This window comes from Microbacterium sp. W1-4-2 (assembly GCF_058349885.2).
The window spans coordinates 227,914-241,746 of record NZ_JBYRJC020000002.1 but is presented as its reverse complement, the minus strand read 5'-3'; the positions used below and the strand labels follow the sequence as shown (position 1 = coordinate 241,746).

Annotated in this window: 14 protein-coding genes; 9 read left to right on the top strand and 5 right to left on the bottom strand. The window is 71.2% G+C overall.

The window, feature by feature from the left end; genetic code table 11:
* Positions 1-11: 11 nt before the first annotated feature.
* Together AC3RX0_RS08940 and hemE are read right to left on the bottom strand one after the other, a co-directional pair.
* Positions 12-1,685 carry a protoporphyrinogen/coproporphyrinogen oxidase gene (locus AC3RX0_RS08940; protein WP_491505628.1) on the bottom strand — a complete coding sequence of 558 codons (1,674 nt, stop codon included), beginning with the start codon at positions 1,683-1,685 and terminating at the stop codon, positions 12-14.
* 4 nt (positions 1,686-1,689) lie between these two features.
* Entirely contained in the window at positions 1,690-2,814 is a 1,125-nt protein-coding gene (gene hemE, locus AC3RX0_RS08935; protein WP_491505627.1) for a uroporphyrinogen decarboxylase, read from the bottom strand.
* A gap of 86 nt (positions 2,815-2,900) precedes the next feature.
* Between hemE and AC3RX0_RS08930 the strand changes: the two genes are divergently transcribed.
* Positions 2,901-4,208, top strand: coding sequence for a glutamyl-tRNA reductase (locus tag AC3RX0_RS08930; RefSeq protein WP_491505626.1), 1,308 nt, complete (start codon positions 2,901-2,903; stop codon positions 4,206-4,208).
* Positions 4,209-4,343: 135 nt separating this feature from the next.
* Here AC3RX0_RS08930 and AC3RX0_RS08925 read toward each other — a convergent pair whose 3' ends face one another.
* The gene (locus tag AC3RX0_RS08925) at positions 4,344-4,946 is read right to left on the bottom strand and encodes a hypothetical protein (RefSeq protein WP_491505625.1); all 603 of its coding nucleotides are present in this window, start codon (positions 4,944-4,946) and stop codon (positions 4,344-4,346) included.
* 77 nt (positions 4,947-5,023) lie between these two features.
* Here AC3RX0_RS08925 and AC3RX0_RS08920 point away from each other — a divergent pair, with 77 nt between their 5' ends.
* Both AC3RX0_RS08920 and AC3RX0_RS08915 read left to right on the top strand, forming a co-directional pair.
* Positions 5,024-6,292, top strand: coding sequence for a glycosyltransferase (locus tag AC3RX0_RS08920; protein WP_491505624.1), 1,269 nt, complete (start codon positions 5,024-5,026; stop codon positions 6,290-6,292).
* 1 nt (position 6,293) lies between these two features.
* The gene (locus AC3RX0_RS08915) at positions 6,294-7,397 is read left to right on the top strand and encodes a glycosyltransferase (RefSeq protein WP_491505623.1); all 1,104 of its coding nucleotides are present in this window, start codon (positions 6,294-6,296) and stop codon (positions 7,395-7,397) included.
* 16 nt (positions 7,398-7,413) lie between these two features.
* On the opposite strand, the gene AC3RX0_RS08910 is transcribed toward AC3RX0_RS08915, so the two are convergent.
* A complete protein-coding gene (locus AC3RX0_RS08910) occupies positions 7,414-7,869 on the bottom strand; it encodes a hypothetical protein (RefSeq protein WP_491505622.1) in 456 nt (151 codons plus the stop codon).
* 59 nt (positions 7,870-7,928) lie between these two features.
* A complete protein-coding gene (locus AC3RX0_RS08905) occupies positions 7,929-8,843 on the bottom strand; it encodes a formylglycine-generating enzyme family protein (RefSeq protein ID WP_491505621.1) in 915 nt (304 codons plus the stop codon).
* Positions 8,844-8,954: 111 nt separating this feature from the next.
* Here AC3RX0_RS08905 and AC3RX0_RS08900 point away from each other — a divergent pair, with 111 nt between their 5' ends.
* The 6 genes from AC3RX0_RS08900 to AC3RX0_RS08875 all read left to right on the top strand — a co-directional run bounded on the left by AC3RX0_RS08900 (position 8,955) and on the right by AC3RX0_RS08875 (position 13,810).
* Positions 8,955-9,809 carry an HpcH/HpaI aldolase/citrate lyase family protein gene (locus AC3RX0_RS08900; RefSeq protein ID WP_491505620.1) on the top strand — a complete coding sequence of 285 codons (855 nt, stop codon included), beginning with the start codon at positions 8,955-8,957 and terminating at the stop codon, positions 9,807-9,809.
* Between the two features lie 30 nt (positions 9,810-9,839).
* Positions 9,840-10,316 (top strand): thioredoxin-dependent thiol peroxidase, encoded by a 477-nt coding sequence (bcp, locus tag AC3RX0_RS08895; RefSeq protein WP_491505619.1) that lies wholly within the window; start codon positions 9,840-9,842, stop codon positions 10,314-10,316.
* A 206-nt stretch (positions 10,317-10,522) separates the two neighbouring features.
* Complete coding sequence (uraD, locus tag AC3RX0_RS08890; protein ID WP_491505618.1) at positions 10,523-11,008, top strand: 2-oxo-4-hydroxy-4-carboxy-5-ureidoimidazoline decarboxylase; 486 nt, start codon at positions 10,523-10,525, stop codon at positions 11,006-11,008.
* Positions 11,005-11,346: a hydroxyisourate hydrolase gene (gene uraH / locus AC3RX0_RS08885; protein ID WP_491505617.1), complete on the top strand. Its 342-nt coding sequence runs from the start codon at positions 11,005-11,007 to the stop codon at positions 11,344-11,346. The genes uraD and uraH overlap by 4 nt, the downstream gene beginning before the upstream one ends.
* A 5-nt stretch (positions 11,347-11,351) precedes the next feature.
* On the top strand, positions 11,352-12,269 hold the full coding sequence (gene pucL / locus AC3RX0_RS08880; RefSeq protein ID WP_491505616.1) for a factor-independent urate hydroxylase: 918 nt from the start codon (positions 11,352-11,354) through the stop codon (positions 12,267-12,269).
* Positions 12,270-12,307: 38 nt separating this feature from the next.
* Positions 12,308-13,810: a nucleobase:cation symporter-2 family protein gene (locus tag AC3RX0_RS08875; RefSeq protein ID WP_491505615.1), complete on the top strand. Its 1,503-nt coding sequence runs from the start codon at positions 12,308-12,310 to the stop codon at positions 13,808-13,810.
* The last annotated feature ends 23 nt before the right edge of the window (positions 13,811-13,833 follow it).

Sequence of the window (13,833 nt, the reverse complement as noted above, 5' to 3'; positions counted from 1 at the left end):
CCAGTAAACCTTCAGTTTGGCTGACTGAAGGATGCGCTGGCGAGTGCGCGGGCCGCGGCATCCATCGCATCGGAGATGACCGAGGCGAGCCCCGTTCCCGCGACCCAGGCGCCGGCGACCTCCAGACCCGGGGCGGCGGAGACGGCATCGCGCACCGCTCGTATCCGTGCCGCCTGGCCGGCGGCGGCGTGCGACCGCGGGTACAGCCACGTGCGGCGCAGGAACCCCGCGACCTGGGCGGGATGCAGCTCGACGCCGAGCAGCCGGGACGCATCGCGCACGGCGAGGTCGCACAGCTCGGCATCGCCGAGGTCGGCCACCGGGTTCGGCACGCCGGGGCGGCCGTACGACAGCCGTACGACGTGCCGGCCGGGACCGGCGTCCGCGGCGAGCCACGACCACTTCGCCGTGCTGTGCGTGAGGGCCTTGGCGGTCACGTCGGCATGGACGTCGTCGGCGACCAGCAGACCGGTGCCGCGCGGGGCGGCGTCGAGGGCGGGAGCGTCGAGCACCAGGGTCGCCAGGTCGACGCGGGTCGGCTCGGGCCAGTCGGCACCGCCGGGTGCGGCGAGGGATGCCACGGCCCGCGCACCGGCGTCACCGGCAGCGTGAGTGTCACCGGCAACTGGAGCGGCACCGGCAGCTGAAGCGGCAGCGTCAGCGAGCAGACGGACCGCCTCGACACCGTCCGCGGCGACGATGACGGCGTCGGCGCGGCGCCGACGCTCGGCCGCAGGCCCCAGCACGGATCGCCGAGACCCCGGATTCTCGTCGAGACCCGTGTCGTCGACAGGGGTCTTGACAGGAATGCCGGGTCTCGGTGCTGCGGACGGCGGCTGCGCGGCGACGGCGACGTCCCACGAGCCGTCCGCGGTGCGGGTCAGCCCCGTGACAGCGGACCCGGTCTCGAGCTGTGCGCCGCGGGCGCGCAGGTCGGCGACGAGCGCTTCGACGAGCGTCCACATGCCGCCGCGCAGGCCGCCGGCGGCCGATCCGGGCTTGCCGCCCGCCGCCGCGGGCCCGGCTCCGCCCGTCGAACTGGCTCCGCCCGTCGAACCGGCTACGCCCGCCGGAACCGCGCCCGGCCGCCGCAGCTCCTGCACGGCTCGCGCGAGCGATCCGGTGCGGGCGAACGCGGCGCGCAGTCCCGGGGCGATCGCGTCGATGTCGAGCTCGTCGGGCTCGGTCGAGTACACGCCGGTGACGACGGGCGAGACCAGCCGGTCGAGCACGGCGTCGCCCATCCGCTCTCGCACCAGCGCCCCCAGCGTCTCGGCGCCACCGCCGACCGCGGGCTCGTCGAGGTCACGCTGGGCGCGTCGGGCCGCCTCCGGCCCGATGGCCGCGACGACGTCGTCGGCGAGCGGGTCGATCGGGATGCCGAGCAGCCCGCCCTTCGGCATCGGCACGGTGCGATCGGCCAGGTGCAGCCACGCCCCGGCCGGGTTCGGCCATTCGATGCGTGCGGTCAGGTCCAGCTCGGCGAGCAGCCGCTCGACCGTGCCGCCCCGCGTCGCGAAGCTCTCGGCGGCGGCGTCGAGGGCGAGCCCCGCGAGCTCGGCCCGGGCGACCGAGCCGCCGAATTCCGGCCCCGCCTCCAGCACCGTGACCTCGGCGCCGCCGGCCGTGCAGCTGCGCGCCGCGACGAGCCCGGCCACGCCGCCGCCGATCACGACCACGCGCATCGGCTCACTCCGCTTCGTGCACGAGCGCGACCAGCCGGGTGAGCACGTCGGGGTCGGTGTCGGGCGGGACGCCGTGCCCGAGGTTCGCGACGTGCGCCCGGGCCGAACGCCCGCGCCGCAGCACGTCGCGCGTGTGCGCCTCGAGCACCCGCCACGGCGCCGCCAGCAATGCGGGGTCGATGTTGCCCTGCACCGGCACCGAGCCGCCGAGCATGCGCGATGCCTCGTCCAGCGGCAGACGGTAGTCCACGCCGACCGCATCCGCCCCGGCATCCTTCATCGCGTCCAGGAACGAGGCCGTCCCGAGCCCGAAGTGCACGAGCGGCACCGCGGCGCCGTCGGCGGCGAGCCCCCGCGCCCACGACAGCGCCCGGGCCGAGGCCGGCGCCACGTGCGCGACGTAATCGGCGCGCGACAGCGACCCGGCCCACGAATCGAACAGCTGCCCGGCGCTGGCACCGGCGAGCAGCTGCGCGCGCAGGAACGCGCCCGTGACGTCGGCGCACCACCCCATCAGCCTCGCCCACGCGTCGGGGTCGGTGTGCATGAGCCGCCGCGCGGCCAGGTGGTCGCGCGAGGGCCGGCCCTCGACGAGGTAGGCCGCGAGCGTGAACGGAGCGCCGGCGAAGCCGATCAGCGGCGTCGAGCCCAGCTGGGCGACCGTGCGGCGCACCGCCTCGCGCACCGGCTCGAGCGCGGCGTCGTCGGCCCGCAGCGTCCCGGCGCCCACCAGCGCGTCGACGTCGGCGGCGGTGCGCACGGCGTGTTCGAACACGGGACCGATGCCGCCCTGGATCTCGACCCCGACCCCCGCCAGCCGCAGCGGGATCACGATGTCGCTGAAGAAGATCCCGGCGTCCACGCCGTGCCGGCGCACCGGCTGCAGCGTGATCTCGCTGGCCATGTCCGGATCCAGGCACGCGTCGAGCATGCCCATGCCGGCGTTCTGGCCGGAGCGCAGCGCCCGGTACTCCGGCAGCGATCGGCCCGCCTGCCGCATGAACCATACCGGCGTCGTCGCAGGGCGCCGGCCGCGATAGGCCTGCACGAGGAGGGAGGATGCCGTGGCCCCCGTCGACAGCGGATGCTCGGCGGGCAGCGGACGGGGATCTGCGGGTTCGGGGATCACCCGGCGATTCTCGCAGACCCAGGTGGGAGCGGGTGCGGCCGTTGTCTGTGCCGAGCACTGAGCCAGGCGGCGTATCCTCTATGACCGTGCTGTTCTGCTTCACCTCGAGTCATCGCACCGCTCCCTTCGACACGCTCGGGCGTTTCGAGCGCGGCGCCGACCGGGTGATCGAGCAGCTCGCCGCCCAGGGCGAGGCCGTCGCCGGACACGTCGTGCTCTCGACGTGCAATCGCTTCGAGACGTATGTCGACATCGCCGCCGAGGGGCTGGATGCCGCGGCCCGCGCGCACGAGCTCGTGATCGGCACGATCGCCGAGGCCGCCGACATGGCCGTGCACGAGGTGCGCGCCGCGGGCGACGTGCTGCACGGCGACGCCGTCGCGGCGCATGCGTTCGCGGTCGCGAGCGGCCTCGAGTCGGTCGTCGTCGGCGAAGGCGAGATCGCCGGCCAGGTGCGCCGCGCGCTCGAATCGGCGCGCGACCGGGGCACGGCGACACGAGAGCTCGAGCGGGTGTTCCAGCTCGCTTCGCGCACCTCACGCGGGGTGAAGAACCGCACCGCGCTCTCGCGTGCCGGCCGCTCCGTCGTGCGCCTCGCGCTCGACATGGCCGAGTCGCGCATCACGGATTGGGCCGCCACCCGCGTGCTGCTGGTGGGCACCGGCCGCTACGCCGGGGCGAGCCTGGCAGCGCTGCGCGAGCGGGGTGTGCACGACGTTCAGGTGTACTCGCGCAGCGGCCGGGCCGCCGGCTTCGCTGCGAGCCACGGCATCGCCGCCGCCGAGGATCTGGTCGACGCTCTCGCCGCCAGCGACCTGGTCGTCGCATGCAGCACCGTGCAGTCGGTGATCGTCGATGCATCCACCGTGTCTGCGGCTCGGGCCCTTCCCGGAGCGCTCGAGCGCCGCCTGATCATCGACCTCGGTCTGCCCCGCAATGTGGGCCCTGAGGTCGCGACCCTGCCCGACACCGAGCTGATCGACCTCGAGCTGCTGCGCACGCACGCGCCGCTGCCCGAGTTCCAGGCCGCCGCCGATGCGCGGGCACTGGTCGACGAGGCCCTGGCCGATTACCACCGGGCGACGGCCGAGGATGCCGTGACCCCGGCGCTGGTCGCGCTGCGCTCGCACGTGTTCGACGTCCTCGACGCCGAGATCGCCCGGGTCCGTTCGCGCGGCGACGACTCGGCGCAGACCGAAGCGGCCCTGCGGCATCTGGCCGGAGTGCTGCTGCACACGCCATCGGTGCGTGCCCGTGAGCTGGCCGCCGCCGGCCGCGCCGACGAGTTCACGGGCGCCGTGGAGGCGATGTTCGGCGCGGACGCGTCGCGTTCATGCCCGGCGATCGGGGCGCAGACCGCCCCCGACGGACGCGCCGCCGGCGCGGCATCCTGACCCCTCCCGCTGCGGTGCGCCGCGACGGCGCCTGCGCGGCATCCTGAGGGCCGGACGACGCGGTGATCGGCATCCGCACCGATGGCCTCGACGTCAAGACGCGCGCGGCCGCGCGGCCGCGCGGCCCCGTGCCGGCTAGCTCGGGTCCAGGCGCAGCACGTTCGACTCGCCCACGCTGAGGTCGTCGACGATCCGCAGCGACCGGGCCAGGTCGTCGACCGCCGCAGTGATCGTGCCGAACCGCGTGCGGTCGGGGCACACCGCGGTGAGGGTCACGAAGTGCGTCCCGGTGTCCCACGTATAGGTCGCGAACGGCGGCGTCGCGGGATTGTCCGGCAACGGCATCAGCAGCCGTTCGCCGACACCCAGGTGCGGATTGCGGGACTGCTCGGTGTCGTCGTACTGCATCGGCATCATGGCTCGTGCGGTGCGCAGCTGCGGTGTCGCCTCCTGCAGCTGCGCCATCGCCACCAGCAGCTCGGGGTCGTCCTTCCAGACCCAGACCAGCAGCCGGCCGTCGGCCTTGCGGATCAGGAAGGGCGCGGCCTGACTCAGCATCCACGCGAAGCCGCCCCCGGCGCGCGCACCGTCGGGACGAGGACCGCCGCCGAGCACGCTGCCGGTCTGCGTCAGCAGCATCCGGATCGCGGCCTTCCGGTGCCGGCGCCCTCGGAAGCCCAGCGATCCCGTCACCGGGACCCAGCGATCGGCGGGGGCGTCGGCCTGCAGTCGGGGCATGACTCCAGGCTAGGGACCGCTCCTGGAAAGATGCCCCCGATGTTCCCGAGTCCGGTCAGAGGCCTCGGGTACAGTGGATGCCGCGCCGCCCCCGGCGCCGCACTACAGAGAGGCTCTCGCCCACAGTGACTCCTGCCCCCGCGGACCCGCAGCATCCTGCCGCCTCGGACGCCACGCCGGACTCGAAGCCGCTGACGGTCCTCATCGGCGCCGACACGTTCGCTCCGCACGTGAACGGCGCCGCCCGCTTCGCCGAACGGCTCGCCGCAGGGCTGGTGGCCCGCGGCCACAACGTGCACGTCTCGGCGCCGAGCGTCGGGCACCGCAACCACGGCACGTTCGTCGAGCAGGTCGAGGGGCAGCCCGTGACGATGCACCGCCTGCCGTCGTGGCGCTGGACGCCGCACGACTGGCTGACGTTCGTGCTGCCGTGGATGAGCAAGCACTATGCGCGCAAGGTGCTCGACGAGGTCAAGCCCGACGTCGTGCACATCCAGTCGCACATCGTGATCGGGCGGGGCCTCGCCCGCGAGGCCCGCAAGCGCGGCATCCCGATCGTGGCGACCAACCACGTGATGGCCGAGAACATCATCGACTTCACCACGCTGCCGCCGATGCTCGACAAGGTGCTGGTCAAGCTCGCGTGGGACGATGCGGCGCGCACCCTCAAGATGGCGCGTGCGGTGACCACGCCCACCCGCAAGGCCGCCGACTTCCTCGAGGGCACGATCGACATCGACGGCGTCGTGCCGATCAGCTGCGGCATCGACAAGGCGAACTACACGCCCGATCTGACGCCGCGCCCGCACCGGCGGGTGCTGTTCGTCGGGCGCCTGACGACAGAGAAGCACGTGGATGTCACGCTCCACGCGATCGCGAAGCTCGTGCCCGAGCTCGACATCGCGTTCGACGTGGTCGGCGGCGGCGACCAGCGCCGCAACCTCGAGCAGCTCGCCGCACGCCTGGGCATCGCCGACCGGGTCACGTTCTACGGGCGGGTGTCGGAGGACGATCTGCGCGCGGCGTACACGCGCGCGGACGTCTTCGTCATCGCATCCGTCGCCGAGCTGCAGTCGATCGCGACGATGGAGGCCATGGCGTCGGGGCTGCCGGTGATCGGGGCGGATGCCGTGGCCCTGCCGCATCTGATCCACGACGGCGAGAACGGCTACCTGTTCCCCCCGGGCGACGTCGACGCGCTCGCCGACCGCCTGCGCCGGGTGCTCACCGCCGACGACGCCGAGTACCTGCGGATGCAGAAGGCGTCGCTGGAGGGCGTGGAGATCCACGACATCCAGAAGACCCTCCAGACGTTCGAGAAGCTGTATCGCGGCGAACCGATCTGAGATGCGGCTGTTCTTCGACGCGCGCTACATCCGCACCGACTTCCATGACGGCATCAGCCGCTACTCGGCGGATCTGGCGGCGGCGCTGCCGCCGCTGGCTGCCGAGCGGGGCGTCGAGGTGGTGTTCCTGATCTGGACGGATGCGCAGCGGGCGCTGCTGCCGGCAGGCGTCCGCGTGCTGAAGATCCACGCGCCCACCTCGATGCGCGAGCCCTTCACCGCGCTGCGGCTGAACCGGCACCGCCCCGACGTCGTGTTCTCGCCGATGCAGACGATCGGTGCGGCCGGTCGCCGTTACCGCCTGATCCTGACCCTGCACGACATGATCTACTACCGGCATCGCCGTCCGCCGGCCGACCTGCCCTGGCCGGTGCGGATCGGGTGGCGCATCTTCCATCTGTCGTACATGCCCCAGCGGATGGTGCTCGACGGCGCGGACGTCGTCGCGACCGTCAGCCGCACCAGCAAGCGGCAGTTCGCGCAGGTGCGGCTCACGCGGCGCCCGGTGGTGGTCGTCCCCGACGCGCCGCAGGACCTGCACGCCCTGCTGCCGGCGGATGCGGAGGTCGTCGGCGGGGCGGCCAACCTCGTCTACATGGGCTCGTTCATGCCCTACAAGAACGTCGAGACCCTGGTTCGGGCGATGGGGCGGCTCCCCGGCCGCACACTGCATCTGCTGAGCCGCATCTCGCCGAAGCGCCGCGCCCAGCTCGAGGCTCTGGTGCCGGCCGGCGCCGACGTGGTCTTCCACAACGGGGTCTCGGACGCCGAGTACGCCCGGCTGCTCGCCGACCGCGCGGTGCTGGTGACCACGAGCGTCGACGAGGGCTACGGTCTGCCGATCGCCGAGGCGCTCGCGCTCGGTGTGCCGGCCGTCGTCAGCGACGTGGAGATCTTCCACGAGGTGGCCGGCCCGGGTGCGCGCTACGTCGATCCCGACGATCCCGACGACTTCGCCGACGCCGTCGCCGCTCTCGACGACGACGCGGTGCGCACCGCGCTAGTCGAGGCGGGCACCGCCCACATCGCCCGGTTCACGTGGCCGCGCTCCGCGGCGATCCTGCTCGACGTCGTCGAGAAGCTGGCGGCCCGCCCCGCTCGCTGAGCAGTGCGTTCTGCGCTCAGAAGGAAGAGTGCAGACCGATCAGCGTCGCATACACGAGCCCGCTGAGCAGGCCCAGCGCCACGGCGGCGCCGATCCCCAGCCCGATGCCCGCGGTGGCCCTCGGGCGTCCCTTCGCGACCAGGCCGATGACACCGCACGCGATCGCGATGAGGGCAAGGGCGATCTCGGCGAACGAGAACACGGCGCTCACAGCGGTCAACGCGCTGTAGTCCATGCCACCGCGCAGCCCGTTGATCATGAGCGCCTGGTACACCGAGCGGATGACCCCCAGCGCGATCAGCGCCACGCCCGCGATCAGCGCGACCACCCCGTAGGGGTTGCGGGTGCGGGGCGGGATCGGCCGTGCATACGCGGCACCGGTCGGAGACGGCGTCTGCGCCGGCGTCTGCTCCTGCGGCGGCCGCCCGGGCGACGCCGGCGTCGGTTCGGGGCCGTACGGGGGAGTGCTCATCGTCGATCCACCTCTCGTCGATCCCCGAGTCTATGCGGATGCTGTGACGCCCGCAGGGCTCAATCGACGTCGGCGGCGAGGCGGAACCCCACGTGCGACATCCCCGTGTCCTCCGCCTGCGGCGATCGGGCGGCCGGGCGGAAGCGCAGACAGTACTCGGGCGAGCACAGGAACGACCCGCCCTTGAGCACGCGGCGGGGGATCGACCCGCTCTCGCCCGAGCTCGCGGTCGCCAGCAGGTTCTGCCGCCGGCCGGCGTCGACCGCCCGGTCCGAGGGCCGCAGGTGGCGCGGCGTGTAGTAGTCGCTCGTCCACTCCCAGACGTTGCCGATCATGTCGTACAGGCCGTAGCCGTTCACCGGATACGACCCGACCGCGGCGGTGTCGCCGACGCCGCGGTTGTCATAGGGGAAGTGCCCGAGCCACGAGTTGGCCCGGGCGACGCCGCCGGGGTACGCCTCGTCGCCCCAGGCGAAGCGGGCGCCGTCGACACCGCCGCGCGCGGCGTACTCGTGCTCGGCCTCGGTGGGCAGACGCCGCCCTGCCCACTCGGCGTAGGCCGTGGCATCCTCGTAGGCGATGTGCACGACGGGATGCCGCATCCGCTCGTCGATCGTCGAGCCCGGGCCGAACGGCGCCCGCCAGTTCGCACCGGGCTGCCAGCGCCACCAGTTGCGCCAGTCGGCCAGGTCCACCGGGCCGCTCGTCGGCGTGAACACCATCGCTCCAGGGGCGAGGTCGTGGGGGGAGATGCCGGGGTACGCCGCCGGATCGAGCGGGCGCTCGGCGACCGTGACATAGCCGGTGGCGTCGACGAACCGCGCGTAGTCGGCGTTCGTCACGGCGTAGCGGTCGATGCGGAAGGTCGCGACCTCGCGCTCGTGCACAGGCTGCTCATCGGGGTAGAACTCGTCCGAGCCCATCCGGAACACACCGCCCGGGATCAGCACCGTCTCGCGCTCGTCGTTGGCCATGGTTCCACCGTAATCACGGAATGGGGCAGAATGGACCGGGTGCGTTTCTCGCCCCACAGGGGTACGCTATTCCGTTAGATAGAAGCAAACTTCCATGAAACGGAATTGACGATGAACGCCCTTCTTACCGCGACGGCCAAGCGCCCCGTCCCCGCCGAACTGGCGCGGTCGTGGCTCCTGGTGGCCGCGACCCGTCCCGAGACCTTCGACGATGCGGCCCGCTCGCACGCCGACGTCGTCGTGCTCGACATCGAAGACGCGGTGGATGCCTCGCACAAGGCCGACGCCCGTGCCGATGTGATCCGCTGGCTCAGCGACGGCGGTGAGGCCTGGGTGCGCATCAACGACGCCACCAGCGACTTCTGGGCGGACGACCTGGAGGGACTGCGGCGGGTGCCGGGCCTGAAGGGCGTCATGCTCGCCAAGACCGAGTTCGGCGACCAGGTCACCGACACCGCCCAGCGCCTGGGTGGCGACGTGCCCGTCGTGGCGCTCGTCGAGTCGGCACTGGGCATCGAGAACGCCACCGAGATCGCCCGCGCGCGCGGCGCGTTCCGCCTCGCCTTCGGCAGCGGCGACTTCCGCCGCGACACGGGGATGTCAGCCGACCGCGAGGCGATGGCCTATCCACGTGCGCGCCTGGTGATCTCCAGCCGCTGCGGCAATCTGCCGGGTCCGATCGACGGCCCGACCGTGGGCACGAGCCACCCGATCCTGCGCGAGCAGTCGGCCACCACCGTCACGATGGGCATGACCGGCAAGCTGTGCCTGTCGGCCGATCAGACCCCCGTCGTCAACGAGGTGATCAGCCCTACGCGCACCGACGTCGAATGGGCCCAGGAGTTCCTCGCCGACTTCGACGCGCGCGGGCGCATCGTCCGCGACGGCAGCGACCTGCCGCGCCTCGGCCGCGCCCGCAAGATCATGCAGCTGGCCGAGGCCTTCGACGTCGTCTCCGTCGGCTGAGGCATCCCGAACACCCACTCTGGAGGAACCATGACCGAACGACTGTCCACGGGCGACGTCGCCCCCGCCTTCACGCTGAACGACGCCGGCGGCACCCCGGTCTCGCTCGCCGACCAGCGCGGCGGCGACGTCGTCGTCTACTTCTACCCGAAGGCGGCCACGCCCGGGTGCACGACCGAGGCATGCGACTTCCGCGACAGCCTCTCGGCGCTGGCGGCGGCCGGCTACACCGTGCTGGGCGTCTCGCCCGACCCGGTGGACGACATCGCGGCGTTCGCCGAGGCCGAGTCGCTGACCTTCCCGCTGCTGTCCGACCTCGACGGCGCCACCGCGCGCGCCTGGGGCGTGTGGGGCGAGAAGACGATCGGCGACAGGGTCGTCGAGGGCGTCATCCGGTCCACGTTCGTGCTGGACGCCGACGGCGTCGTGCGGCGGGCCGAATACGGTGTCGAGGCGACCGGTCACGTGGCGCGGCTGCGGGCGGAGCTGGGCGTCGACGCGGCCTGAACGCGCGCGAGAACAGGGGCCGGAGCCAGGGTGCGCCGGCCCCTGCGGCATACCCGGAAGGTTGCGGCATCCTTTCTGGAATTCCTCAAAAAAAGTTGCTTGAATCCCTTGACAAGCCTGTCGAGCCCAACAGACAATAGTTACGCAGAACGAAATAAGACTTTCGTATCTTGGAATACGAGATTCTTCGGACTTGAGGACCAAGGATGTTGCTCGAGAGCTTCAACACCGCAGACCGCGACCAGGCCGTCGCCGTCGTCCGACCCGCGCTGGACGTCCCGCGCTGGATCGACGCCGTCGTGGACGGCCGGCCGTACGGCTCGGTCGCCGACCTCGCGGCCGCCGCACAGAACGCGGCGATGCCGTTCACCGAGGCCGAGATCGACGGCGCGCTCGTGCACCACCCTCGGATCGGCGAGCGGGCCGCGGGCTCCAGCGCCGAGGCGACGATGTCGCGCAGCGAGCAGGCGGGGGTGGATGCCTCGTCCGCCGATGCGCTCGCGGACGGCAATCGCGCCTACGAGGCGAAGTTCGATCGGGTCTTCCTCGTCCGCGCCGCCGGCCGCTCGGCCGACGACATCCTCACGGCCCTCCGCGAACGGCTGGAGCACACTCCCACCGAGGAGCTGGCCGTGATCGACACGCAGCTGCGCGAGATCGCAGCCCTTCGACTGCAAGGAGCACTCTCATGAGCGTTTCCCACGTGACCACCCACATCCTGGACACAACACTCGGGCGCCCGGCGCCCGGCGTCTCCGTCGTGCTCGAAGCCCGCGACGGCGATGGTTGGGTCGGGATCGGTACGGGCTTCACCGATGCTGACGGGCGGGTGAAAGAACTGGGCCCCGAGCGGATCGACAGCGGTGTGTACCGACTGCGGTTCGACACGGGCGCCTACTTCGCCGGCATCGACACGGACACCTTCTTTCCGGAGGTGGCGCTGACCTTCCAGGTCGACGCCGAGCAGGCGCACTACCACGTGCCGCTCCTGCTCAGTCCGTTCGCCTATTCCACCTACCGAGGAAGCTGAAGGAAATGACCGACATCGCTGTGGAGCAGAAGACCAACATCGTGCTGGGACACAACCAGTACGGCAAGGCCGAGGTCCGCCTCGTCCGCATCACCCGCGACAACCCCCGCCACGAGATCGAGGACCTCAACGTCACCTCGCTCCTGCACGGCGACTTCGCCAGCGCCCACGTCGACGGCAACAACGAGCACGTGGTCCCGACCGACACCCAGAAGAACACGGTCTACGCCTTCGCCAAGGACGGCATCGGCAGCCCCGAGGAGTTCCTGCTGCGTCTGGGTGCGCACTTCACGGCCGACTTCGACTGGGTGACCGGCGGCATCTGGAAGGCCGAGCAGTACACCTGGGAGCGCATCCCGGTCGACGGCGAGGGTCACGACCACTCGTTCGTGCGCGGCGGCACCGAGACCCGCACCGCCGTCGTGCAGATCGATGACGGCGAGACCCGCGTGATCGCCGGCCTGCAGGACCTCAAGGTCCTCAAGTCGACCGAGAGCGGCTTCGTCGGCTACCCGAAGGACCGGTACACGACGCTGCAGGAGACCACCGACCGGATCCTCGCGACCTCGGTGACCGCCAAGTGGGTGTACAACCGCACCGACATCGACTTCAACGAGGTGTTCGCGGATGTGCGCCGGCTGATGCTCGAGGGCTTCACCGCCAAGTACTCGCACGCGCTGCAGAACACACTGAAGGACATGGCCGAGGCCGTGCTCATCGCCCACCCCGAGATCGACGAGATCCGGTTCTCGACGCCGAACAGCCACCACTTCGTCGTGGACCTCGAGCCGTTCGGGCTGGACAACCCCAACGAGGTGTTCTTCGCCGCAGACCGTCCGTACGGCCTGATCGAGGCCGCATTCCTGCGCGAAGGCGCCGACACCGACAACAAGGCCTGGGCAGGCATCGCCGGCTTCTGCTGAGCCGGCAGCACCGCCCCCATCGACGAGGAGGTCGACAAATGGCACGCACACGTAAGAAGACAGTGGACGTCGAGGAACGTCCCGAAGACGAGCGGATGAAGGTCGGCAGTGCGTTCGCGTACGGCCTGCAGCACGTCCTGACGATGTACGGCGGCATCATCGCGCCGCCGCTGATCATCGGCAAGGCCGCGCACGTCAGCGACGACCAGATCGTGGTCCTGCTGGCCTGCTGTCTGTTCGTGGGGGGCCTGGCCACCCTGCTGCAGACGCTCGGCATCCCGTTCTTCGGCTCGAAGCTGCCCCTGGTCCAGGGTGTGTCGTTCGCGGCGGTCGCCACCATGCTGGCGATCGTCAACAGCGGCGCGGGCATCACCGGAGTGTTCGGCGCGGTGCTGGTCGCATCGCTGATCGGACTGGTGATCGCCCCGTTCTTCGCCCAGATCGTGCGGTTCTTCCCACCGGTCGTGACTGGTGTCGTGATCACCACGATCGGTCTGTCGCTGGTGCCGGTGGCCGCGGGCTGGATCGTCGGGAACAACCCCGACGCCCCGGACTACGCGAGCCCCGCGAACGTCGGGCTGGCCGCCTTCACGCTGGCCGTGATCATGATCCTGAGCAAGGTGGGCAACGCGACCATCTCGCGCCTGTCGATCCTGTTCGCGCTGATCATCGGCACGGTGTTCGCCGCGCTGATCGGCAAGGCGGACTTCTCCCACGTGTTCGAGGGCCAGATCTTCGCCTTCCCGACGCCGTTCGCGTTCGGCCTGCCGACGTTCGACCCCGCCGCGATCATCTCGATGGTCATCGTGATCCTGGTGATCCTCACTGAGACCACGGCCGACCTGCTGGCCGTGGGCGAGATCGTCGGCACGAAGGTGGACCGCAAGCGCATCGCCGCGGGTCTGCGTGCCGACATGCTCGCCAGCGCCGTCTCGCCGGTGTTCAACTCGTTCACCCAGAGCGCGTTCGCCCAGAACGTCGGCCTGGTCGCGGTGACGAGGATCAAGAGCCGCTTCGCGGTGGCCGCCGGCGGTGTCGTGCTGGTCGTGCTGGGCTTGTTCCCGGTGCTCGGCCGCATCGTCAACGCGGTGCCGCTGCCGGTCCTCGGCGGCGCGGGGATCGTGCTGTTCGGAACGGTGGCCGCCAGCGGCATCCGGACCCTGAGCAAGGTCAAGTACGACAACAACATGAATCTGATCATCGTGGCGACCTCGGTGACGTTCGGGGCCCTCCCCGAGCTGAACCACGACATCTACAGCAACTTCCCGTCGTGGTTCCAGGTCATCTTCAACTCGGGCATCAGCTCGGCGGCGGTCATGGCGGTGGCGCTGAACCTGCTGTTCAACCACTTCACGCGGGGCGTGCCCGAGAACCCCTCGGTGTTCGCGGCGAGCCCGGTGCGGATGATCCGTACCGACGTGATCCGCGTCCTCAAGGACGGCGACCACGTCAAGGGAGGCAAGCTGCTCGACGCCAAGGGCAAGACCGTTCCGGTCCTGGACGTGGACGAGGACGAGCAGCCCGCGGGAGCAGCGCACTGAACAGACGGCTCACCGACCTTTCG

Excerpts from the sequence above, each read along its gene's own strand:
- pucL (WP_491505616.1), top strand. The coding sequence starts at position 11,352 with ATGACCGACATCGCTGTGGAGCAGAAGACCAACATCGTGCTGGGACAC.
- AC3RX0_RS08940 (WP_491505628.1), bottom strand. The coding sequence starts at position 1,685 with ATGCGCGTGGTCGTGATCGGCGGCGGCGTGGCCGGGCTCGTCGCGGCG.
- bcp (WP_491505619.1), top strand. The coding sequence starts at position 9,840 with ATGACCGAACGACTGTCCACGGGCGACGTCGCCCCCGCCTTCACGCTG.
- uraH (WP_491505617.1), top strand. The coding sequence starts at position 11,005 with ATGAGCGTTTCCCACGTGACCACCCACATCCTGGACACAACACTCGGG.
- AC3RX0_RS08910 (WP_491505622.1), bottom strand. The coding sequence starts at position 7,869 with ATGAGCACTCCCCCGTACGGCCCCGAACCGACGCCGGCGTCGCCCGGG.
- uraD (WP_491505618.1), top strand. The coding sequence starts at position 10,523 with ATGTTGCTCGAGAGCTTCAACACCGCAGACCGCGACCAGGCCGTCGCC.
- AC3RX0_RS08920 (WP_491505624.1), top strand. The coding sequence starts at position 5,024 with ATGCCGCGCCGCCCCCGGCGCCGCACTACAGAGAGGCTCTCGCCCACA.
- AC3RX0_RS08900 (WP_491505620.1), top strand. The coding sequence starts at position 8,955 with ATGAACGCCCTTCTTACCGCGACGGCCAAGCGCCCCGTCCCCGCCGAA.
- AC3RX0_RS08915 (WP_491505623.1), top strand. The coding sequence starts at position 6,294 with ATGCGGCTGTTCTTCGACGCGCGCTACATCCGCACCGACTTCCATGAC.
- AC3RX0_RS08925 (WP_491505625.1), bottom strand. The coding sequence starts at position 4,946 with ATGCCCCGACTGCAGGCCGACGCCCCCGCCGATCGCTGGGTCCCGGTG.
- AC3RX0_RS08875 (WP_491505615.1), top strand. The coding sequence starts at position 12,308 with ATGGCACGCACACGTAAGAAGACAGTGGACGTCGAGGAACGTCCCGAA.
- AC3RX0_RS08905 (WP_491505621.1), bottom strand. The coding sequence starts at position 8,843 with ATGGCCAACGACGAGCGCGAGACGGTGCTGATCCCGGGCGGTGTGTTC.